This window comes from Streptomyces sp. NPDC001137, from assembly GCF_040298885.1.
In the GTDB taxonomy this organism is placed as follows: Bacteria; Actinomycetota; Actinomycetes; order Streptomycetales; family Streptomycetaceae; genus Streptomyces.
Genome location: NZ_JBEPBA010000022.1, coordinates 107,523 through 127,591 on the forward strand (window position 1 = coordinate 107,523; position 20,069 = coordinate 127,591).

A 20,069-nucleotide genomic window follows, 5' to 3' on the forward strand; every position below is an offset into this window, starting at 1 on the left:
CCACGGCCCTGGAGCCGCTGGTCGCGCGGGTCCATAGGTCTCCAACTACCGGGTCCCGCGGAGGGCCGTGGTCCTTCCCCGCAGCGCCGACGAACGCGTACGGAACGTCGACGAGGCCGAGGGCTGCTGCGGGCTCGCCGGGAACTTCGGTTTCAAGGCCCAGCACTACGACACTTCGACGGCCGTCGCCGACCTGGCCCTGAAGCCGCGCCTCGACGCCATCGACCAGGAGACGCCGGCGGTCGCCGTGGCCGACGGCTCCGGCTGCGCCACCCAGATCGACCACCTCGCAGGTGACCGAGGCATCCGCGCCCTTCACCTCGCGGAACTGCGCGACCCCGCCGCCGACCGACCAGGAGCAAGCTCATGACCGACACACCCACGCAGTTGTTCATCGGCGGTGTCTGGGTGGACGCCGCGGACGGTGCCACCATGCCCGTCGTCGACCCTGCCACCGGCGAGGTGCTCTGCCACGTGGCCGACGCCGGCCCGAAGGACGCCAAGCTGGCCGAGGAAGCGGCCGTGCAGGCGCAGGAGGAGTGGGCCCGTACGGCACCCCGCGTGCGCAGTGAGATCCTGCGCCGTGCCTACGAGCTCATCGTCGAGCGCACCGACGAGCTCGCCCACCTGATGACGTCCGAAATGGGCAAGCCGCTGGCCGAGGCCAGGGGAGAGGTGGCGTACGCGGCGGAGTTCTTCCGCTGGTTCTCCGAGGAGGCCGTCCGTATCGACGGCGGCCTCGCCACCTTGCCGGACGGCCGCAACCGCATGCTGCTCTCCCGCCGACCCGTCGGCCCCTGCCTGCTGATCACCCCGTGGAACTTCCCGCTGGCCATGGGCACGCGCAAGATCGGTCCGGCCGTCGCGGCCGGCTGCACGATGGTGCTCAAGCCGGCCCCGCAGACCCCGCTGTCCAGCCTGGCCCTGGCCGCGATCCTCAAAGAGGCCGGGCTGCCGGACGGCGTGCTGAACGTCGTCACCACCTCCCGCGCGGGGGAGGTGTGCGAACCGCTCCTTCGTGGCGGGCGGATCCGCAAGCTGTCCTTCACCGGCTCCACGGCCGTCGGGCAGCTGCTCCTCGCCCAGAGTGCGCAGGCGGTCGTACGGACCTCGATGGAGCTGGGCGGGAACGCGCCGTTCATCGTCTTCGAGGACGCCGACCTGGACAAGGCCGTGGACGGCGCGATGGTCGCCAAGATGCGCAACATGGGCGAGGCGTGCACGGCCGCCAACCGCTTCTTCGTGCACCGCTCGGTGGCCGAGGAGTTCGGGCGGCGGCTGGCCGAGCGGATGGGCGCGCTCGTCGTCGGCCCGGGCACCCGGGACGGGGTCGATGTCGGCCCGCTGATCGACCGGGCCGGCCGGGCCAAGGTCGAGGAGCTGGTCGCCGATGCGGTGGAGCGCGGCGCGCGAGTGCTCGTCGGCGGACGTACGCCGGAGGGACCGGGCTGCTTCTACCCGCCGACCGTGCTCATGGATGTCTCGGCCGAGAGCCGTCTGATGGACACGGAGATCTTCGGCCCGGTCGCCGCGATTCTCACCTTCGACGACGAGGACGAGGTCGTCCGGCGCGCCAACGACACCCCGTGGGGCCTCGTCGGCTACCTCTTCACCGGGGGCCTCGACCGTGCTCTGCGCGTCAGCGAGCGGCTGGAGGTCGGGATGGTCGGCCTCAACACCGGTCTCGTCTCCAACCCGGCCGCGCCCTTCGGCGGCGTCAAGCAGTCCGGTCTGGGCCGCGAGGGCGGCCGCGTCGGGATCGACGAGTTCCTGGAGTACCAGTACCTGGCGGTGCCGGTGCGGTGATCTCCGCCGCGGTGTCGGTCACGAGCTTGCCCAACTCGGCGGGCCGGTCGGGTTCGAGGCGGCCGGTCCCGTACTGGTGGTGGCGACGAACGGCTGTGACCACTCATACGGCACGTTCCATGCAGACCAGCTGATCCCGCGCGTCCCACGACTCGGTGGCGGTGAATCCGAGCCGCTCGTACAGAGCGATCGCGCCGGTCCGCCACTTCCACACCGACAGCCGCACCGCGCTGAGGCCGCTTTCCGCAGCATGTACGAGGGCGGTGCTCACCAAGCTGGACGCGACGCCCAGCCCCCGGAACGCCGGATCCGTCCAGAGCCTTTTGACCTCGGTACGTCCGTCGACCGGCGCGGTCACCACCAGGCAGCCCACCGCGGTGTCCCCGCTCATCGCCAGCAGCACGACATCGTCGACGAATGCGGCCTGTGGATCCGCGATCTCTGACCGGTAGCGGTCCGGCAACCCATCCACACCGGCGACGGCCTCACCCTTCTCGGCCTGCGTCTGCACGTGGTAGGCAGCCAGCAGACTTGCCAGGCCATCCTGGGCGGACAGGGCCCGACCTGGCCGGCGGGCGACGACAACGGCGTGTTGATCAGTCATGACGTGAGCATCGCATGACACATGTCCAGGGCCAGGACGAGTGCCCTGATCCACTCTGTTGCGCGTGCGGGCATGCACGTCTAGGGGTCGCAGGGCTCGGCTGCTGGAACGGGGAACTCACTGTTCACCCATGGTGCCGGTTCGAGCTGAGCGTCGGTGTCGGCATCGACGACGGACAGGCCTGCTGTCGGGCCGATGTCGCCCGGCGGGGGTGCTGACGTTGGGGGGAAGAGGAAGCTCTCGAAGGCGTCCAGCCCGAACAGCATGAGCAGGAGAATCACCGGCAGGACCAGAGCTATCGCAACCATGACGCCTCCCGGTGAAGCAGTGATCACGGGAACGCGGCGGACGGACTCCTGGTCCAAGACTGGGCCGATTGGGGGAATTTCGCACGCCGGACGCGAAGGCAGTAGGCCAGTCGGGTGATATTGCGCTGATGAAGGCCCTTGATCGTTCGTTGGGCCGTGCATGGATGCTCGCGGTCGTGTGGTGGAGCCGTTGGCGGGCCTGACGGAGGCCGACCGGCTTACGCCCGGGGCCGGTGATCAGACCGGTGTCACCCTCTGCGAACGCGGCAGAAGGCGCCTGCATGGGCGGATGGTGATGGTCGGCATCGCGGTGACCACCGTGATCGTCGCGGTGGTGTCCGCCGTGGTGCGTGACCTTCCCCGGTGAGCGTCTATGAGCTGTTCGGGGAACCGGTGGTGCGATGCTGGCGCACCGCAGCCGGCCGGCCCCCCGACGGGCTGCAGGACGATCCCGCGGACGGGCGGGGCAGTGGGCCCGCATCCCCGGCGGCGCCCGCGCATCCCGCGGCTTCTGCACAGGCTGCGGGGGCGCCCGGCCGACAGCACCGCAATCCCGGTGGTGCAGCAGCCCTGCCCTGCCCATGCGCCGCGTGTGCGCAGGTGCCGTCGGCGCGGATGTGAAGGCGCGTTCTTGGCTCGCGTTGCGCCGTCGCGGGGAGCTCGCCGAAAGGTGCGGTCCGAGCGGGACGTCGGCCCGTGTCAGCCGCCGCGGCCCGCCGGGAGGGGGAGAGGTGGCCGGCGGGCGCGGAGGCGGTCGTACCAGTCGACGTCGGTCCAGATCTCACTCGGCCGCGGGTGCCTGACGGGTGCGCACCTGCCGCTGGCGCCGATGCCGGCTGCCAGGGGTGCAAGGAGCCACCTCGGTAGAGTCATGGGTTTGCCCTCCCTTCTGCGGCATAGGTGACCCCCAGGCCACCCTGGGGGTCTGGTCGCGAACTGCCGGCGTGCCGGCCAGGCCGCCGCTTGCGCCGGGACCTCTGCCTGGTTTCCCCGGGCCCTGGTGTGCTCCGCCTGTGAGCGCCGTGGCGTTGGCGGATCGCGTCAGCCGTGAGGTCTGCGGTGTGCCGCGGCGGCCGAGGCCGGGGCGAGACGGGGCAGCCGCCGCTACGCCGGATTTTCGTGGGCACCGGCGAGGCGGCCGGACAGGCCGAGCCGCTGCCTCGTCCAGCGTCCGCGTTCCTGACGTGGATCTGTGCTGAGCAGGGTCCAACCACCTCCCTCTCCTGCACGGTTTCCGACTGCACTGACACCATGGTTGTTTCCGGACTCTGGGATATCTATGCATTCGGTCCGAAGATTTTTTGGGGTTTTGTCCGTGTTTGGCGGCTCGGATCTGCTTCTGCTCTGGATCGGTGTGGACGTCGGTTGCCGCGGACGGGCCCCTGTAGCGGAAAAAAGTTGAGTCGAAGGGTGTCAACTTTCCGACGCTGTGGTATATCAGAAGTAGAGCGAAGGGCTATGGAAACGACGCCAAGGAGGGATGAACATGCTGATGCGTACCGATCCCTTCCGCGATCTTGACCGGCTCGTCGAGCGGGTGTGGGGCACAGCGGCACATCCGGCCGGCATGCCGATGGACGCCTGGCGCGAGGGGGACACGTTCTTCGTCGAGCTGGATCTGCCGGGCGTGGACCCGGAGTCCGTCGACCTCGATGTCGAGCGCAACGTCCTGACTGTCAGGTCCGAACGCAAGCCGACGTACGGCGAGGGCACCGACACGGTGATCACCGAGCGGCCTGCGGGGACGTTCAGTCGGCAGCTGTTCCTCGGCGAAACCCTCGACACCGAGCGCATCGAAGCCTCCTACGAGGCAGGCGTTCTCAAGCTGCAGATCCCGGTGGCCGAGCAGGCCAAGCCGCGCAAGATCGCCATCAGCGGTGGCAGCGACCGCAAGGAACTCGGTAACTGAGCAGCGAACAACCGCTCCAGGCCCCGGCGCCCAGCCGGGGCCTGGCTGTACCGGAAGGCCCCAGGCCGTTCCTGCCAACAGGATGCGCCCCGGCCCCAGTCCGCATTCCGTCGATCATCACGGTCCGGGTTCGACGAACGGTGAATCCGCAGCGCATGCTGCGGCACGCCGGTGTCGGTGTGCTCGCCGCCACCGCGTAGCTCCTGTTCTCGGCTGCGGGCGCTGAGGGCCGTGTCCCGCGCCTGCGCAATGATCACTGAAGCGGCCGAGTCCAGCTCGCCGGTCCTGTTGTGTTCCTGCACGGTAGAAGCCGAATGCCCGTCCTCTTCTCCGAGGCTGAGGATGGGCAGCGCAGGGGCGGCCGGCACTGTCGCCGCATGAGCCGGCCGCCCCTTCTTCTCATGCGCCCGGCCCGCACTGTGCCGGGCGATGCCGCTCGGCTTGCATCTCGCTTTAGCCGTCGCCCCCACCGACCGCCTCCGCCGGTCGAGGGGAGCCAGCATCACGCGGGCCGGGCCGGCTGCCGGTGCAGCAGCACGACCGGTTCGCCCGACCCCTCCCGGTCATACGCCACCGTCACAGGGCCCAGGCCGGCTGCCTCGCCCCGGACGTACCAGGTCGGCCGTGGCTCCGGGAGGATGCGGCCCTGATCGCCGTCAGCCCCACCGGTAGCGGGGGCCTTCGGACGGCGCAGGCACGTCGCGAGCCGTGCTGCCCGGTCACCGCCGTGGCCGGCAGCGGCAAGGAGAGCAGATACCCAGGCCATCGTCGTGCACCTCGCACACCGTGTGACATGGACTGCCGTCACAAAGGCGACACCGCCCACGTGGTGCGGCCGCATCGCATGCGGGGGGACGCGGAACGCAGACCAAGAACGAAGGAACAGCCTCCCCTCGTGGCGGTGTGACCGAAACAGGTACGCCTGCGGAGTGAGGACCCGACTTCAGCTAGCTCAGCCGCTCAATCGCTTCCAGGACATGCTTGCGGCGCGCGTGCGTGCGCTCGTAGCCCTCGAGAACGCGCAGGTCGGAGCCGGACAAGGAGGGCAGACGCCGCTCGATCTCCTCGACGCTGAGCTGGCTGAAGCCGACGATCGGCAGGCTTTCCTCGCTGCTGACCGCGCCTTGGATCTGCTCGGCCGCGGCGGTCACTTCCGGCTCTTCTGCCACCGACCCTTCGTCGTCGGACCTCTGCCCGGGGCGTGCCGCCTGGAGCAGCCGGTCGGCGACGGCGCGCAGCGGACGGGTGGCCGCATCGGCGAGGCTGCCATTCGTCGTCTGCTCCACGCGGAAGCCGTTGCCTGCGACGGCCACGATCCGGGCCTGCCGGGCGAGGCTGTCCTCGAGCAGTGCCAGCAGTTCCTCGTCCTGGCTGCGCAGTTCCTGGAGCAGGTGGAGAGTGGTTTGGTCCTGGGCCTGATCGGCGAGGACCTCGCCGGCCCGAGCGCTGGCCAGGGCCCTGGCCGCGGCGGCGTACTCGTCCTCCGTGTTCCTCAGCACCTTCTGGTCGTCGGCCGGCCCCCGGCCGTGCATCACCCCCGCCACCGTCCTCTGCCCCATGGCCAGCGGGAGCGTGGCTGTTTTCCAGGTGGTGCGGGCGGCGAACCGCGCCATGTCGGTCGCGCCGCCGAGCAGGCCACGGGGCCGAAGGCCGCGGACATGGCCTTCGATGCGGTGCACACGCTCCTCCATCTCGTCGGCCTCGCGCTCGAGCATCTGCCGGTGGGTGCCGGGCGGTGCGAGTGCCGCATCCGCCCGCAGCCGGTCGCGCGCTGCGGCATGGGCGTGGCGGGCATCCTCCAGCACCGGTATCAAGGTCTGTGTCATCGCCATAGGGGACTGCTCCCTGTATGCGGTGGCGGGTGGCGTCGAGCGACCACCCAGCCCGCTGTCCTCCGACGGCTGAGCAGCCGGAACCATCCTGCGCGGTTCACGCGAAGATCACCCGGCTGGGAGCACGCTCGTCATGTGGCAACGCCGGCGCTGGACTCGGGCTTTCCCGGCTGTCGCGGGTGTGGAGTCCGTGTGGGGACGGTTCCGCCGTCCGGGTGAGGCCTGGAGGTATGCCCCGCCCCTACGAGGGGCCCGGGCCGCGATCACCGGCAAGGGCCGTGCCATGGAGTTGGCCAGGCGTGAGTCAGGAGGACCGGCCCGGGTACTCCGGCTCACCGCCGTCGGCGTCGAACACCCTGGTGAAGGTGGCACCGCACCGGCAGCGGGAGGACTCGACCAGTTCTCCCTCTTCCGACACGCTCAACCCCTGGCTGAGTCGCACATGCACATGATCACCCATGAGGAGCTGCTTTCCTTGAGGCCTGCCGTCCGCCTCATCGTGAGCGCTGGCCGCTCCGGCTGACAATGCCGCAGCTCACACACTTCACAAGTGCGATCACAGTACAGTGGCGGCCCTCGCGGTGTCCGCGAACCCTTCCACCACGACGCCGAGCGGCACGGGGTGGTGTTCGAGTTCACCGATAGTTGGTGGCCCCCGCTCCGCTCAGTGCGTCCCGACCGGGGGCAGCGGCTCACAGGCTGCGTGCCAGGCAGGGGGGAGCGCAGCGATGCCCGTGCGCGCGGCGATCACCCCGCCCGCGATGGCGCAGGTGGTGTCGATGTCACCACGCCCGGCGACCGTGAACCACAAGCCCTCGTGCAGGTCGTCGAGGTGGCTCGCCGCGCACCACAGGGTGTCGGGACGGTGTCGGGCCCCGACATCCGGTAGCCGGAGCCCAGGATCTCCGCGGCATGCCGCACCGAGGTGCGCCCCGGCATCCGGGCCGCGACCCGCACTCCCGACCGGACATCGCTGTCGGGGAGCAGCTCGGCGACTGCCTCAAGGAAGTCCGACCTCGCCGGCGTGGGCCCGCCCCGGCTGCGGGCGGCCAGCGCCGCGGCAAAGAGCGACCGCCACCGCTGCCTCGGTCACATGCCGTCGGTCGGCGGCAGCCGCCCAGGCTGCATTATGAACTCGACGCCGACGAGCGGCGGTTCCGTCGACGGCCGCCGAGCGGCCCTCCGGGGTCCGGATGCATTCCGCCGCGCGCCCAAAGTTCTGCCACGCTCGATTCCCTGCTCCCCGTCGACGTGCCGAGGACCGCCGCCGCCCGCGGCTCCACCCACCTGGAGACCCTCGGGAACCGGCCGCCGCCGGACGGCATCCCGCGCCCGGTTTGCTCCCCCCGGCCGCTACGAGATCCTGGCCGCCTCTGACAAAACCGACCCCGCTATCCAGCCGGAGCTGTCGGGAGCAGCGTGCGCTGTCAGGCGCGGATGACCTCGACCCCGGCCGCCGTGAACGACTCGGTCACCTCGTCCGAGGCGGTCTTGTCGGTCACCAGGACGTCGATGTCCTCCACCGGGCAGATGCGTGCGAAGGCTCGCCGGTCCAGCTTGGAGGCGTCGGCGACCGCGACGACCTGCTGCGCCCGGCGGGCCAGCGCCCGGTTGATGCTGGCCTCGCCCTCGTGGTGGGCGGTCGCCCCGTGGGCCACGTCGATGGCATCCACCCCGATGAAGACCTGGTCCAGGGCGATCTCCGCGAGCAGTTCGGTGGCCAGCGGGCCGATGAGCTCGTAGGACGCCGGCCGGGCCACCCCGCCGGTCACCACGAGCTTCACATGGCGCCGTACGACCAACTCGTTCGCGATGTTCAGGGCGTTGGTCACCACGGTGACCGCCGTCTCCGTGCCGCCGGAACTCAGGTCGGCGCGGGTGGCCAGCGCCCGCGCCACCTCGGTGGTCGTGGTGCCGCCGTTCAGCCCCACCACGGCGCCGGCCTTCACCAGGGCGGCAGCCGCGTGCGCGATCCGCTCCTTCTCCGGAGCGTTGCGCGCGGCTTTGTAGCGCAGCGGCAGGTCATAGGCGATGGCGTTGATCACCGCTCCGCCGTGTGTGCGGGTGACCATCTGCTGGCGGGCCAACTCGTCGAGGTCGCGCCTGATGGTCGCGGCGGAGACCCGCAACTCCTCGGCAGCCGCCTCGACTTCGATCCGCCCGTCGCGCGTCAGCATCTCGAGCAGCGCGCTCCACCGGGCCTGCGGTGCCGCCATGTCTCACAACTCTCTATCGGTGGTGTACGCCACAGTGTGCGCACTTCCATGAAACCACAGTGCGTGAATAGGTGTTTTTGGTCGCCAAACGAGCAAAAGACTGCACCCTTCAGTAAGAGTCCTGACCTCACCGGGGCGGAAGCCGCGGGCTGCGGCTCGGCCCGCACCACGGACGCCGTCGCCCGGGCATCCACCCCGCAACTTGGCCGCGTGACCGGCGGGTGCCGGGTTCGGGGAGGTCTTCCCGCGTGCACGGTGGGTCTCTACGGAAACGGTGCGATTTCTCGCGACGGACCTCGCACGCCTCCCCGTAGAGCAGACGAAGGCCCCGCCCGTACCGCCGCACACGATCGCTCTTCGTCCGACTCGGAACCCTTGAGGTGCTTGTGGCTCTCCTCTCCGCACTCTCTCGTCAGCGTCACCCGCGGTCGCGGGGGCGTGTCGTCCTCGGGGTGCTGGCGCTCGTCGTCGGCACTCTGCCGAGCGTGTCGGCCGACGCCGCCACCCCGCCCTCTGGAACGGTCAGCGACACAGCACCCACGATTACGTGGAGCGCCGGTCCCTTCGCCGTCCCCAACGTCTCCGGCACCACCGGGACGGTGAGCTGCGGGACCCCGCAACTCTGCGACGACTACGCCCTGAAGGTGTCGGTGCCCCCGGGCTACGACACCGGTCACAGCCTGCGCATCGATGTCAAGTGGCCCAACACTGCCGCCGACTTCGACCTGTACGTCCTCGACGCGGACGGCCACGCGGTGGCCGCGGCGGCTTCCGCCAGTGATCCCGAGCGCCTGCTGCTGCCCGCGGTGGCGGCGTCGTACACGGTCCGCGTGGTGCCGTACGCGCCACTCGGTGACAGCTTCACCGGCACCGCGAGCCTGGTCGCCAACCCGGTCGATCCGCCACCGAGTACGGCGGTTCCCCCCACCTATGCGAACTCCTCGGCACCCGACAGCCTCACGCACGCACACGACGCCGGTGAACCCTCGATCGGCGTCGACCGCGCCACCGGCGCCGCGATGTTCCAGGCGTACACCTCGACGCTCAAGGTCACCTATGACAGCGCCGGCGGCGCCACCTGGCAGGACAAGAGCGCGAGTGCGGCCAATGGATGCCCCCAGGGCAGCACCACCAGCCTCGACCCGATCTTGTTCACCGACCCGGCCACCCACCGCACCTTCGAGTCGCAGCTGGCCGGAAAGACCGCCCTGACCTGCTACACCGACGACGACGGCGAAACGTGGACCCCGACGGGCGGCTCCGGCATCAACTCCGGTGTCGACCACCAGAGCATCGGCGGCGGCTCCTTCGCCCCAGGCGGTCCTGGCCCTGTCACGTCGTATCCGAACGCCGTCTACTACTGCTCCCAGGACATCGCCGACGCCTCCTGCGCGGTCAGCCGGGACGGGGGTCTGACGTATGGGCCGGCCGTTCCGGTGTACTCCCTGCTGGACTGCGGCGGTCTGCACGGGCACGTGAAGGTCGCACCGGACGGCACGGTGTACGTGCCGAACAAGGGCTGCGGCGGCAACCAGGCCGTGGCCGTCTCCCAGGACAACGGGCTCACCTGGAGCGTCCGCAAGAACCCCTCCAGCACTCCCGGTGACTCCGACCCGAGCGTGGGGATCGGGGCCGGCGGAACCGTCTACATGGGCTACCAGAACAGCGACGGCACCGCACGTATCGCCGTCAGCCACGACAAAGGCAGGACGTGGCTGTACGACCAGAACGTCGGGGCGTCCCTCGGCATCAAGAACATCGTCTTCCCGGCCGTGACCGCGGGCGACGACAACCGCGCCGCGTTCGCCTTCCTGGGCACCACCACGGGCGGCAACTACCAGGATGCGGACAACTTCAAGGGCGTCTGGCACCTGTACGTGGCCACCACCTACGACGGCGGACAGTCCTGGGTCACAGTGGATGCCACCCCCACCGACCCGGTCCAGAAGGGATCGATCTGCACGGGTGGCACCACCTGCGGCAAGGACCGCAATCTCCTGGACTTCAACGACATCACCATCGACGCCCGGGGCCGCGTGCTCGCCGCCTACGCCGACGGCTGCACCGGTGCCTGCGCCGCCGGCGCCGCGCAGAACTACGACGCACTGGCCTCCATCGCCCGCCAGACCTCGGGCAACACGCTGTACGGCGCCTACGACGCCATGGTCGCCGGCAGGCGCAAGAAGCCCACAGGAGGTCAGTAGATGAAGTCCAGTCCTCTGGCTGCTGCTGTACTGGCCGGCGCCGTCCTCGGTCTGGCGGCCGTCACCGGGTGCTCGGCGCCGACAACAAATGCCGGGTCCTTGGCAGCGACGCCGTCCGCTACTGCGCCCGCCGGCTGTCCCACTGCCGCCTCACTGCGGCTGCCCAAGGACTTCCCGGCGAGCCTTCCGATGCCGGATGGCGCGCTCGTGACCTCGGTGGAGCGCCGTTCCGGCGAGCGGCTCGTCGTCGCCATGGTCGTCAGGAGCGGTTTCGATCGCACGCTGGCCTTCCTGCAGAAGCAGCTCCCCGAGGCCGGATACACCCTGAGGGAGGGCGAAGTGGAGGAGGACGACGCCGAGTCGAATTTCTCCTCCGCGACCTTCGACGGCCGCTGGACCCTGCGCAAGACGTCCGACTGCGGGGGAGGGGTGTACCTGACGTACCTGACGGCTCCGGCCACCTGAGCTGCGACGGACGGTGCTGTAACGGCCGCGTCAACCGACGCGGCCGTTATGAAACCGCGGTGCATGGCGCAGCGTCTTCGGACTCAAGACCGGAGGAACGTATCCGAGTTACGTCATCCCGGACCTGTGTGAACGTACCAAGAGGGGTGGGTTCGAATGACACGCCGGAACCGTTCTCTGTATCGCGGTGCCACTCTGGGGATGGCCGCTGTCGCGGTGGCCCTGCTCACGAGCTGCACGCAGCAGGGCAGCACCGCGACCAGCAGCCCTCCGAGCGCGACGCAGACGTCGTCCCCTTCGTCACCCGTGGCGTCGCCATCGGTGAGCAGTTCGGCCGGGCACACGGCCGCGGGCTCTCTGGCCCAGGCACGCGGCTGCCGTTCGCTGCTCGCGTCGCCCGCCGTCAAGCTGAGCGTCACAACGGCCTACCGCGGACAGGCTCAACCGCCTCTCACCCACATCGCCCCGGTCAAGGGCACGTTCTACTACGGCAGTTGCAACGGGACCTTCTACGCCGGAACCCGCTTCCAGCTCACGCCCGGCAGCACGGAGGCCGAGCAGGTCGCCCTGCAGGATGACGGAGCCGCGATGAAGTACTTCACCGATCGCCCGGGCGCCGATTGGCACTACGTGGCCGGCGACAGCCTCCCCGCCAATGCTCGGGGGTGCGCCGACATCGCCCAGATCCCGGCCCGTCTCGCCGCCCTGTGGAACGACTGCCGGTCCACGGCAGACCAATGACGATCCTTGGATCATCCCGGCCTGACGTGGACGCGGCCTGCTCACCCAGCCCAAGCGCCGGTGAGCGTCGAACCGTTGGGCGCGGGCGACGAGGTCGAGCGCTGGCCTGAGTGCGCGAAGCACCGCGCCGTTCAGGCGCCGAACCGGGGCTCCGCGCCGACGACTTGTGCTGGACCGGGTCGTTCACTGTGGAGGCCCGCTCTTCCTTCGCGCTCGTCCGTCATCCACCGCCTTCGGCCGTCACGCCTTGGCGGCGAGTGACCGCCACGCGTTCCAGGTGTCGAGTCGCTGCTGGTAGACGGCTTCGACGACGGGATAGGGGTACGTGCCGAGGAAGAGCCGCAGGGGTGGTTCGTCGGTGTCGACCAGTTCGAGGATGACGTCGGCGGTGGCCTGCGGATCCTGGGGTGCGCGAGCGGTGGCGCCGGCCCGGCGTGCCTCGCGGACGGGTTCGTACGCGGCGATGGGTTCGGTGTGCACCGCGGAGGAGCCGGACCAGTCGGTGCCGTAGGGGCCGGGTTCGACGAGCGTGACGTGGATGCCGAGCGGGCCGACCTCCTGGGCGAGGGCTTCGCTCATCCCCTCGAGCGCCCACTTGGAGGCGTTGTACAGCCCGAGGGTGGGAAAGGCGGCGAGCCCGCCGAGGCTGGACACCTGCAGGATGTGCCCGCTGCCCCGTGCCCGTAGGAAGGGAAGAGCCGCCTGCGTCACCCACAGGGGGCCGAGCAGGTTGGTGTCGAGCTGGGCGCGGGCCTGCTCCTCGGTGGCCTCCTCGACCATGCCGAACAGGCCGTAGCCCGCGTTGTTGACGACCACATCAAGGTGACCGAAGGCTTCGGCGGCCTGCCGTACGGCGGCGGTGACGGCGGCCCGGCCGGTGACGTCGAGCACGAGCGGGAGCACGCTGTCTCCGTAGGCGTCGGCGAGGGGCTGCAGGGACTCGGGACGGCGTGCCGTGACCGCGACGCGGTCGCCGCGGGCGAGGGCGGCTTCGGCCCAGATCCGGCCGAAGCCACGGGACGCGCCGGTGATGAACCAGGACTTCTTCATACCCTCGACCCTGCGGCCTGTGCTGGACCGGAGCCAGCACCCCCCGAGGGTTACCCTGCGGCCATGGCCGCAGACAACGCGCTCGGAGAGTTCCTGAAGGCCCGGCGGGGACGGGTTACACCCGCACAGGCGGACCTGCCCGCCCACGGCCGGCGCCGGGTCGCGGGGCTCCGCCGGGACGAGCTGGCCCGGCTGGCCGGGATCAGCGAGCCGTATCTGATCCGGTTGGAACAGGGCATCGACCGGCATCCGTCACCGCAGGTGCTGCGGGCGCTCGCGCAGGCGCTGGAGCTGGACGCCGACACCTCGGCGCACCTGTTCGCGCTGGCCGCTCCAGATCCCGTACGACCTGCCGAGGCCGAAGTCAGCGCGGACGTACATCAGTTGCTCGACGGGTGGGCGGGCACTCCGGCGTATGTGCGCAACCGGCGGTTCGACGTGCTGGCCGCGAACAAGTGGGCCCGTGCGCTCGCCCCGATGTACGAGCCCGGGCACAACCTGGCCCGGGACGTGTTCCTCGACCCCCGTTCGCGTCGGCTGTTCCCGGACTGGACGGAGATCGCCGCGCAGACCGCCGCGGCCCTGCGCGCCGAGGCCGACCCGCGCGACCCGAGGACCGCGCGGCTCGTCGCCGAGCTGGAGGCGGACGAGGACTTCCGCAGCCTGTGGGCGCGGCACGACGCGCGGCCCGCCCGCGACGAACTCAAACGGTTCGTGCATCCGGTCGTCGGGGAGCTCGCGCTGCGGCGCCAGGCGCTCACCGTCGGAGGCGCCGAGCAGCAGGTGATCATCGTCTACCAGGCGGTACCGGGAAGCCCCTCCGCGGCCGCCCTTGCCAGGCTTCTCTGACGCCCCGCGGAGAAGGAGGTCAGACCGCCGGCGGCAGTGTCCCGTTCGTCGCCAGGGGTGATTCCTCGTCGAGATTCTCGGGCGATGTGTCGTGGTGCGACCTGGTGTCCTTCACTGCCCTGGGTGTTGATGCGGCCCGGCCTCCCTGCGACGGCCCGTGGGCCGGCATGAGGGTTCTCCAGTGGCTCTGCGCGGATGGTGGTTCACCCGGTAATCCGTTGGGGCCAAGAGGCTTCGCTGTCTACGCTTTCCGGCGTGAATCCGGTGATCGACGTCTTGGCTTCCTCCGAAGTGGACTGTTTGGAGCGCCTCTGGGAGCAGCTCTTGGTCCACCACAACCGGGAAGCCCCACATCTGGCGGCTCTGGGCGCGGTTCGCTCGCCTGAGGACTCATGGCGTCTGCGACGGGGGCAGTACCTCGAATGGATGCAGGAGCCGCTCACCGCGGTAATGGTCGCTCGGGATGGAGATCACCTACTCGGCTATGCGGTAGTGCGCATCCTCCACGCCCCGGGATCCTGGCAGTGGGGAGACCAAGTCGGCGTCCTGGAAACCCTCGTGGTCGATGACGAGGTCCGCGGCGCCGGGGTCGGACAGGCCCTGATCAGGGCCGCGCGCCGGCGTCTTGCCGACTCGGGTGTCCAGGTCATGAAGATCTCCGTCATGGCAGGCAACGACGGTGCCCTGCGCTTCTATCGGCGTGAAGGGGCCGTCGACTTCGTGGAGACGCTGGTCATGCCCGTCTCGGAGTGACGGCGTAGGGCGGATTGGCGCCTGTGCGGACGGTTCTGCTGGGCCCAGGTCCGATGGACGAAGTGTGCTGTCCGGGGACGTTGCCTTGATGCGTGTGCTGGCTGTCTGTCAGTCGAACATGCCCGCGTAGGGGTCTGGTTCGCCAGTCATCGGGTCCAGGCCCGCGTGGAACCGGCGTTCCTGCTCCTCGTGATGGACGAAGGTACCCACTCGTCCCCACAGAGACAGGTCGCTCAGGGGACAGGCGTCGAATTCAGCGGTCATGAGTCGCCGCAGGAACTCGGCCATACCGCAGTCGAACAGGGCCCAGTGTGGATTGCCGTGCCTTCTCCAGACGACCACAGGCCATTGGTCGGGGTTCGGTCGGGTCATCAGCCAACCGAGTTCGTTTGCATTGCAGCCGCTGCCCCAGGGCAGCACTCGGTCAGCGCCCAGGTCAACTCCGGGTACTCCGCCCTCCGTGGTCCACAGGTCGCGGAAGCCGGCTGTGTGACCGGTGATCGATGCCTGCCAGCCGTTCCCGGTCGGCAGAGGCGGGAGGACGATCAGGTCATCGATGCAGCCACCACCGTAGACAGCCATGAAGTCGCGATAGTCGGCAGGTAGAGGAGTGCTCAGGTGAGCTTCGACTGCCGTCCAGTCCACCCGCTCGTCCGCACCCCATTCGTGGTGCAGGATCCGCTGCAGCGCCTCAATGTCGGTTCGGCCGGCCACCTGTCCTCCTGGCTACTCGTGCTGGTGCACGATATCCGGCCGAACGCCGGCAAGTACGGTCGGTAGTCGTCGGAGTCCTGCCCACATGAGGATGGCTGCGAGGTGGAGTGCGGCCTGGTAAGCGATGGCGATTTTGTTCGTCCGCAGCGCCAGATCACGGTTACCGGGATTCATTCCCTGCTTGTTCGTGACGGCGACGGCCCGTTCGTATGTTCCCGGTGGCGACATGAGCCCCCACCGAGGCAACCTTGCGGCGCCGATTCGTTGAGTTCGGCGCCGCCGTGGTCGCTCCCCGGTGGCTCGGCGTCGCGGTGCTTACCTGACGTCGACGAAGTCGCCGGGCGCTGTCGAGGCGGCGGTGGTGGCGGTGCCGGCGAAGACGTAGCGGTAGTACCCGTCGGCCGTGGCCGTGGTGGTGGTCTTCAGGACGCCGGTGGTGTTGGTCTTGACGGTCTTGAGGGTGCTGTAGGTGCTGCTGCCCTTCTTGCGGAACTGCAGCTTCGCGGGCTGGTTCGCGTAGCCCGCGTACTTGGCCGTCGACCAGTTCGCGCGGGCGAGCTTGCCCGTGACCGTGATGGGCTTGCCCTTCTTGACCGGCTCGGGCGTGGCGTCGGCGGTCAGCGTGGAGAGCTTCTTGATCGAGACGGTGGCGACGTCGTCGTTGTAGCTGGCGTTCGCGTACAGGTCCCACGCGCCGAGGAACAGCTTCCAGGTCCCGGCCACGCCGTTGTCCTTCATGTCGGTGGCCGGGTGGATGTTGAAGACGGCCTTGCAGTGGTAGACGCCCTGGTTCGTTGTCTCCGTGCAGGCGGGGTCGTCATCCGTGCCCAGGCCGCCGGTGATGCCGTCCGTGGTCGAACTGTCAGTGCCCTGCCACAGGAAGGCCTCGGTGAGCGCGACGCCGTTCTGGTCGGTGGCGGTGTACGTGACGGTGACGGACTTCGTGCCGGTGGTGCCGAGAACGATGTCCTTGCCGCCGTTGATGACCGCGTTCGAGAACTTGGTGTTGCCCAGCGAATCGTGCGGCCGGACGGCCTTCGAGGCAAAGGAGCTCAGCTTCGCCGACACACTCGTTCGCTCCGCCGCCTGAGCGGCAGCCGGAAGAGCGAGCGCGGACAGAACGACGGCACCGGAAACCACGGCGGCCGCGATGGGTATACGCATGAATCCCCCACGGGAACGTGAGAGGCCCGCCGAAGTCGCCCTCCGGCCAGCCCTGTTGATCTCGCATCATATGAACTGACGTCGGGAATGGTGAAGATCTTCTGTGCAATAAGTGCGTAGCGGGCCAGTGGTGTTCGCCCGATCACGTGCCCGCATCCAGCCGCCGTGGTCTGCATGTCAGACCGAGGCGTCCAGACGAATCCTGCCTCGAGTGAGGCCAAGGCCTTCTCCGCAGCTCGAAGTTCAAGCACCTCGAACCAGGGATGGAAGCACTGGAGGACCTGAGGGCCGCGGCTATGCAAGGGGCTGCACCCAGTGCTTCTTGGTCGGCACCAAAGTGCTCATGGCCAATACCAGCCCGAGGAAAAACGAGACCATTCAGCACCTTCGAGCAGGCGCTGCACGAACAGCTCGCGGAGCGAAGGAGTTACGGGTCAGTGTCCGGTCGGTGCAGCGGTGGCGGTCGGCCTGGGACAAGAACGGTCCAGGGGCGCTCCGGTCGGCGGGTTCGGCCCCGCCACCGCGGCTGAGTGAGGCGCAGTTCGTGCAGTTCGAGGCGGAGTTGGCCGAGGAGTCGTCCTGCTTCTCGACGACGCCGCCGACCGCTCGCACCTGGGCCCCGCGCGGGCCACACCCCCGTCATCCGGGTTCGCGGCCCTCCCGCCGCCGCATCTCCATTGCTGCCCTGATCTGCTACAAGCCGGGTGAACGCTCCCCCTGGTCTACCGGCCGCGCCGCGATGACGGCCGACGTGACGGGCGCAAGAGCTTCCTCTGGACCGACTACCGCGGCTTGCTCATCACCGCGCATCACCAGCTCGGCGGGCCGATCGTGCTCGTCTGGGACAAGCTCTACAGCCATCTCGCCTATGAAGTACGGCAGTTCATGACGGTTCGCCATGGGACCGCCCGCAGAACCGAAACCGCCTAGCGGCGGGTAAGGTGGGTGAAAGTGACCCCGTTGGAGAAGGCAGTGCGCTCGGCGACGTCGAAGACGGTGGGGTCGAAGGCACCGTCGACTACCGGGACCCCGGTACCGGCAACGACCGGATACGTCTTGATCAGCAGCTCGTCAATCTCGGGCAGCAGGGTGCCCGCGAGCCGGCCGCCCCCGCAGAGCCAGATGTCCAGGGCGGCGCCCGCCTCGCCCTTGAGGTCGCGGACGAGGGCCAGCGGATCGCTCGGCACGACGGTGACGGCTGGGTCGGTGTCCGGCTTGAGAGTGCTGGACACCACGTACTGACGCAGATGCGCGTACGGGCTGGTGATCCCGTTGTCGAGGGCTGGGCGGTAGGTACCGAGACCCATGACGACGGTGTCGAAACGCCGTTTGGGTGCGTCGGCGACGTTGAGGGCCGCGCGATAAGCGGTTGGGATGGTCTCCGGGTACAGGGCGTTCATCCAGGTCGAGTAGGCGGCGGCCTGCTGCTCGTCGCCCTGCGGAAAGAAGTCGAACTCGCCGCCGGGACCGGCGATGCGGCCGTCGAGCGAGGTGCCGACGTAGTACACGAGCTTTCGCAAAATGACCCCCCACGCGTAGTACTCTGATTGAAGTGGTTAGAACGTAGTACTACATCTGGAGTGGTGTCAATGGTGAGACGGAATGACCAGCGACGCGCGGCCCTTGTCGACGCGGCGATCGAGGTGCTGGCCCGGGAAGGCGCCCGCGGGCTGACTTTCCGGGCCGTGGACGCCGAGGCGGCCGTTCCCGCCGGCACGGCGTCCAACTACTTCGCCAGCCGCGACGATCTGCTCACCCAGGCCGGCGCCCGGGTCTATGAGCGACTCCAGCCCGACGAGGCCACGATCGCCCGCCAGCAGGCAGCCGACCGCGACCGGGAAACCTACGCTGAACTGATGCGCGAACTCGTCGGCCGCATCACCTCCTTCCGCACCGGTTACCTCGCGCTGCTGGAACTCCGCCTGGAGGCCACCCGCCGCCCCGAACTGCGCAAGGTCCTCACGGAGCGAGTCCGAGCAGACGTCGACGCGAACGTCGCCTATCACGAGGCTTCCGGCCTCCCGGGCGACGCCACGGCCGTCAAGCTGCTCATGCTGACGCTGAACTGGCTGATCGTTGAGCAGCTCACCTTGCCGGACGTCTTCACGGAGGCAGAGCGTGAACAACTGGTGACGGCCGCAGTGGAGCGCATCGTGGGGGCGGAGTAGAGGGCTCGGCGCCAGAAATGACGCCCGCCCCGATGCTGGAGGGGAAGCGGACCGGACCGGCCTCGGCATGTGCCCGCCCTTGCCTCCCTCCGCCGATCCGAAAGAAACGGCCTGGCTAGCGCTTTCGGGCCTGTTCGAGGTTCGCTCGGTGGGGGCCGGAGAGCCAGTCCGTGTGTGGTCCCAGGCGCGCGTCGAGGGGCTCTTTTCCTTGCCGGAGCGCGTCGATGTAGGCGTGGTCGGCGGCGAGGCGGGCCGCCACCTCGGGTCCTTCGGCTACCGTGCCGTGGCCGGGGATCAAGACATCGGCGTGGGCGGCGGCCTCGTCCAGCCGGTCGAGCGCTCTCTCGTAGGCGGCAACCTGATCGTCCTGGCGGACGTCGAAGAGCGGGATGAGGACGTCGGAGAGCATGTCGCCGGCGAGGAGAACGCCCCTGTCTGCGAGGAGGATGGCGGCGTGGCCGATCGCGTGTGCCTGATGCTCGATGATCTCGCCCGGGACGGGGGTGCCGTCGGTGGGGAGCGGGGTGACGAGCGCGACCAGATCGAGGGGGATGCCTGAGGCGCTCTGCGCCGCCATGGCCTGGGCCCGCTCACGGGCTTGGGCGGCTACGGCGGCGGCAGGGGTGGCGTAGCGGGGCACGTCGCCGAAGCGCGGGTGCCACAGCAGGTGGTCCCAGTGGGGGTGGGTGCAAAACCCGGCGGCCACCGGGATGCCGAGTCGTTCCACGTCGTCGGCGAGCTGGTCCAGCTCCGAGCCGTGGATGCCGGGATCGATCAGGATCAGTCCGTCCTGTCCGTGCACGACGACGGAATTGGCCCACACCCACTCGCTCTGCCGAACCCAGACGCCGTCGGCCACCTGATGCAGCGTGCCCATCTCCGCTCCTATCTGCTGGTTGCAGTACTGAGACTGCGCCCCGCGGCCAAACTCATCGCTTTCCGCGCGTGATGCTGCGCAAATTCAGTGGGTACGTCGGCGACAAAGATGTTCAGCGGAGGGACGTGCCCGTCGGCTTCGGTATCTCCTGGCCCGCCGTGTGTGGTTGTTTTCAGCGGTGGCGGGCGAGGGCCTGGTTCGTATCCGCGTCGGGCTACGGGTCACCGCGGCCAGATCACCCTCGTGGCAGCGCAGAACGCGCTCGTCACCGACTGGACCGCCGCGCTGACCACCCCGCACCTCGGCTGACCGGAGAGGCGAAGGGGGGTGCCTCGTCAACGGCTGGGCGTTCGTGACCTGGCCCGTGCCAATAGCAGGGACGGAACAGCCCCGGCTGGACGGGGGAGGC

General features: G+C 69.3%; 21 protein-coding genes and 1 pseudogene. 11 read left to right on the plus strand and 11 right to left on the minus strand.

Going from position 1 to position 20,069, the window contains the following annotated elements; genetic code table 11:
* The first annotated feature begins 67 nt into the window (after nucleotides 1-67).
* Both ABT254_RS34315 and ABT254_RS34320 read left to right on the plus strand, forming a co-directional pair.
* Nucleotides 68-370, plus strand: coding sequence for a hypothetical protein (locus ABT254_RS34315; RefSeq protein WP_351478949.1), 303 nt, complete (start codon nucleotides 68-70; stop codon nucleotides 368-370).
* Nucleotides 367-1,806, plus strand: a complete 1,440-nt coding sequence (locus ABT254_RS34320) for an NAD-dependent succinate-semialdehyde dehydrogenase (RefSeq protein WP_351478951.1) — start codon at nucleotides 367-369, stop codon at nucleotides 1,804-1,806. The genes ABT254_RS34315 and ABT254_RS34320 overlap by 4 nt, the downstream gene beginning before the upstream one ends.
* A gap of 103 nt (nucleotides 1,807-1,909) precedes the next feature.
* Here ABT254_RS34320 and ABT254_RS34325 read toward each other — a convergent pair whose 3' ends face one another.
* Both ABT254_RS34325 and ABT254_RS34330 read right to left on the minus strand, forming a co-directional pair.
* Nucleotides 1,910-2,410 carry a GNAT family N-acetyltransferase gene (locus ABT254_RS34325; RefSeq protein WP_351478954.1) on the minus strand — a complete coding sequence of 167 codons (501 nt, stop codon included), beginning with the start codon at nucleotides 2,408-2,410 and terminating at the stop codon, nucleotides 1,910-1,912.
* Nucleotides 2,411-2,490: 80 nt separating this feature from the next.
* A complete protein-coding gene (locus ABT254_RS34330; RefSeq protein WP_351478957.1) occupies nucleotides 2,491-2,718 on the minus strand; it encodes a hypothetical protein in 228 nt (75 codons plus the stop codon).
* Nucleotides 2,719-2,878: 160 nt separating this feature from the next.
* Between ABT254_RS34330 and ABT254_RS34335 the strand changes: the two genes are divergently transcribed.
* The gene (locus ABT254_RS34335) at nucleotides 2,879-3,085 is read left to right on the plus strand and encodes a hypothetical protein (RefSeq protein ID WP_351478960.1); all 207 of its coding nucleotides are present in this window, start codon (nucleotides 2,879-2,881) and stop codon (nucleotides 3,083-3,085) included.
* 1,119 nt (nucleotides 3,086-4,204) lie between these two features.
* Entirely contained in the window at nucleotides 4,205-4,627 is a 423-nt protein-coding gene (locus ABT254_RS34340) for an Hsp20/alpha crystallin family protein (protein ID WP_351478963.1), read from the plus strand.
* Between the two features lie 947 nt (nucleotides 4,628-5,574).
* On the opposite strand, the gene ABT254_RS34345 is transcribed toward ABT254_RS34340, so the two are convergent.
* The 4 genes from ABT254_RS34345 to ABT254_RS34360 form a co-directional block, all read right to left on the minus strand.
* A complete protein-coding gene (locus ABT254_RS34345) occupies nucleotides 5,575-6,453 on the minus strand; it encodes a GCR1 C-terminal domain-containing protein (RefSeq protein ID WP_351478966.1) in 879 nt (292 codons plus the stop codon).
* 310 nt (nucleotides 6,454-6,763) lie between these two features.
* Nucleotides 6,764-6,919 (minus strand): hypothetical protein, encoded by a 156-nt coding sequence (locus ABT254_RS34350; protein WP_351478968.1) that lies wholly within the window; start codon nucleotides 6,917-6,919, stop codon nucleotides 6,764-6,766.
* Nucleotides 6,920-7,123: 204 nt separating this feature from the next.
* Nucleotides 7,124-7,270 (minus strand): ADP-ribosylglycohydrolase family protein, encoded by a 147-nt coding sequence (locus ABT254_RS46580; RefSeq protein ID WP_450751979.1) that lies wholly within the window; start codon nucleotides 7,268-7,270, stop codon nucleotides 7,124-7,126.
* A 616-nt stretch (nucleotides 7,271-7,886) separates the two neighbouring features.
* Nucleotides 7,887-8,675, minus strand: coding sequence for a DeoR/GlpR family DNA-binding transcription regulator (locus ABT254_RS34360; protein WP_351478970.1), 789 nt, complete (start codon nucleotides 8,673-8,675; stop codon nucleotides 7,887-7,889).
* A gap of 452 nt (nucleotides 8,676-9,127) precedes the next feature.
* Here ABT254_RS34360 and ABT254_RS34365 point away from each other — a divergent pair, with 452 nt between their 5' ends.
* From ABT254_RS34365 to ABT254_RS34375, 3 genes are all read left to right on the plus strand, one after another.
* Entirely contained in the window at nucleotides 9,128-10,879 is a 1,752-nt protein-coding gene (locus ABT254_RS34365) for a sialidase family protein (protein WP_351478973.1), read from the plus strand.
* A complete protein-coding gene (locus tag ABT254_RS34370; RefSeq protein WP_351478976.1) occupies nucleotides 10,880-11,344 on the plus strand; it encodes an NUDIX hydrolase in 465 nt (154 codons plus the stop codon).
* 201 nt (nucleotides 11,345-11,545) lie between these two features.
* Nucleotides 11,546-12,085 carry a hypothetical protein gene (locus ABT254_RS34375; RefSeq protein ID WP_351478979.1) on the plus strand — a complete coding sequence of 180 codons (540 nt, stop codon included), beginning with the start codon at nucleotides 11,546-11,548 and terminating at the stop codon, nucleotides 12,083-12,085.
* Between the two features lie 240 nt (nucleotides 12,086-12,325).
* Here ABT254_RS34375 and ABT254_RS34380 read toward each other — a convergent pair whose 3' ends face one another.
* Nucleotides 12,326-13,135, minus strand: a complete 810-nt coding sequence (locus ABT254_RS34380) for an SDR family NAD(P)-dependent oxidoreductase (protein ID WP_351478982.1) — start codon at nucleotides 13,133-13,135, stop codon at nucleotides 12,326-12,328.
* Between the two features lie 63 nt (nucleotides 13,136-13,198).
* On the opposite strand from ABT254_RS34380, the gene ABT254_RS34385 reads away from it, so the two are divergent.
* Nucleotides 13,199-13,984: a helix-turn-helix domain-containing protein gene (locus tag ABT254_RS34385; RefSeq protein ID WP_351478985.1), complete on the plus strand. Its 786-nt coding sequence runs from the start codon at nucleotides 13,199-13,201 to the stop codon at nucleotides 13,982-13,984.
* A 255-nt stretch (nucleotides 13,985-14,239) separates the two neighbouring features.
* Nucleotides 14,240-14,737 carry a GNAT family N-acetyltransferase gene (locus ABT254_RS34390; protein ID WP_351478987.1) on the plus strand — a complete coding sequence of 166 codons (498 nt, stop codon included), beginning with the start codon at nucleotides 14,240-14,242 and terminating at the stop codon, nucleotides 14,735-14,737.
* Between the two features lie 108 nt (nucleotides 14,738-14,845).
* Here the strand turns inward: ABT254_RS34390 and ABT254_RS34395 are convergent, their stop codons facing one another.
* Nucleotides 14,846-15,451, minus strand: a complete 606-nt coding sequence (locus ABT254_RS34395) for an SMI1/KNR4 family protein (RefSeq protein WP_351478990.1) — start codon at nucleotides 15,449-15,451, stop codon at nucleotides 14,846-14,848.
* A 315-nt stretch (nucleotides 15,452-15,766) separates the two neighbouring features.
* Nucleotides 15,767-16,615, minus strand: a complete 849-nt coding sequence (locus ABT254_RS34400) for a hypothetical protein (RefSeq protein ID WP_351478993.1) — start codon at nucleotides 16,613-16,615, stop codon at nucleotides 15,767-15,769.
* 343 nt (nucleotides 16,616-16,958) lie between these two features.
* On the opposite strand from ABT254_RS34400, the pseudogene ABT254_RS46585 reads away from it, so the two are divergent.
* Nucleotides 16,959-17,512 (plus strand): annotated as a pseudogene (locus tag ABT254_RS46585) (transposase); the annotation flags it as partial.
* A 29-nt stretch (nucleotides 17,513-17,541) separates the two neighbouring features.
* On the opposite strand, the gene ABT254_RS34410 reads toward ABT254_RS46585, so the two are convergent.
* Nucleotides 17,542-18,135: a dihydrofolate reductase family protein gene (locus ABT254_RS34410; RefSeq protein WP_351478996.1), complete on the minus strand. Its 594-nt coding sequence runs from the start codon at nucleotides 18,133-18,135 to the stop codon at nucleotides 17,542-17,544.
* Nucleotides 18,136-18,204: 69 nt separating this feature from the next.
* Here ABT254_RS34410 and ABT254_RS34415 point away from each other — a divergent pair, with 69 nt between their 5' ends.
* Entirely contained in the window at nucleotides 18,205-18,783 is a 579-nt protein-coding gene (locus ABT254_RS34415; RefSeq protein ID WP_351478999.1) for a TetR/AcrR family transcriptional regulator, read from the plus strand.
* Between the two features lie 115 nt (nucleotides 18,784-18,898).
* Here the strand turns inward: ABT254_RS34415 and ABT254_RS34420 are convergent, their stop codons facing one another.
* A complete protein-coding gene (locus tag ABT254_RS34420) occupies nucleotides 18,899-19,660 on the minus strand; it encodes an MBL fold metallo-hydrolase (RefSeq protein WP_351479002.1) in 762 nt (253 codons plus the stop codon).
* Between the last annotated feature and the right edge of the window lie 409 nt (nucleotides 19,661-20,069).

Bases quoted from the DNA above. Each gene is read 5' to 3' on its own strand.
- ABT254_RS34320 (WP_351478951.1), top strand. From the start codon at position 367: ATGACCGACACACCCACGCAGTTGTTCATCGGCGGTGTCTGGGTGGAC.
- ABT254_RS34325 (WP_351478954.1), bottom strand. From the start codon at position 2,410: ATGACTGATCAACACGCCGTTGTCGTCGCCCGCCGGCCAGGTCGGGCC.
- ABT254_RS34330 (WP_351478957.1), bottom strand. From the start codon at position 2,718: ATGGTTGCGATAGCTCTGGTCCTGCCGGTGATTCTCCTGCTCATGCTG.
- ABT254_RS34335 (WP_351478960.1), top strand. From the start codon at position 2,879: ATGGATGCTCGCGGTCGTGTGGTGGAGCCGTTGGCGGGCCTGACGGAG.
- ABT254_RS34340 (WP_351478963.1), top strand. From the start codon at position 4,205: ATGCTGATGCGTACCGATCCCTTCCGCGATCTTGACCGGCTCGTCGAG.
- ABT254_RS34345 (WP_351478966.1), bottom strand. From the start codon at position 6,453: ATGACACAGACCTTGATACCGGTGCTGGAGGATGCCCGCCACGCCCAT.
- ABT254_RS34350 (WP_351478968.1), bottom strand. From the start codon at position 6,919: ATGGGTGATCATGTGCATGTGCGACTCAGCCAGGGGTTGAGCGTGTCG.
- ABT254_RS34360 (WP_351478970.1), bottom strand. From the start codon at position 8,675: ATGGCGGCACCGCAGGCCCGGTGGAGCGCGCTGCTCGAGATGCTGACG.
- ABT254_RS34370 (WP_351478976.1), top strand. From the start codon at position 10,880: ATGAAGTCCAGTCCTCTGGCTGCTGCTGTACTGGCCGGCGCCGTCCTC.
- ABT254_RS34375 (WP_351478979.1), top strand. From the start codon at position 11,546: ATGGCCGCTGTCGCGGTGGCCCTGCTCACGAGCTGCACGCAGCAGGGC.
- ABT254_RS34380 (WP_351478982.1), bottom strand. From the start codon at position 13,135: ATGAAGAAGTCCTGGTTCATCACCGGCGCGTCCCGTGGCTTCGGCCGG.
- ABT254_RS34385 (WP_351478985.1), top strand. From the start codon at position 13,199: ATGGCCGCAGACAACGCGCTCGGAGAGTTCCTGAAGGCCCGGCGGGGA.
- ABT254_RS34400 (WP_351478993.1), bottom strand. From the start codon at position 16,615: ATGCGTATACCCATCGCGGCCGCCGTGGTTTCCGGTGCCGTCGTTCTG.
- ABT254_RS34415 (WP_351478999.1), top strand. From the start codon at position 18,205: ATGGTGAGACGGAATGACCAGCGACGCGCGGCCCTTGTCGACGCGGCG.
- ABT254_RS34420 (WP_351479002.1), bottom strand. From the start codon at position 19,660: ATGGGCACGCTGCATCAGGTGGCCGACGGCGTCTGGGTTCGGCAGAGC.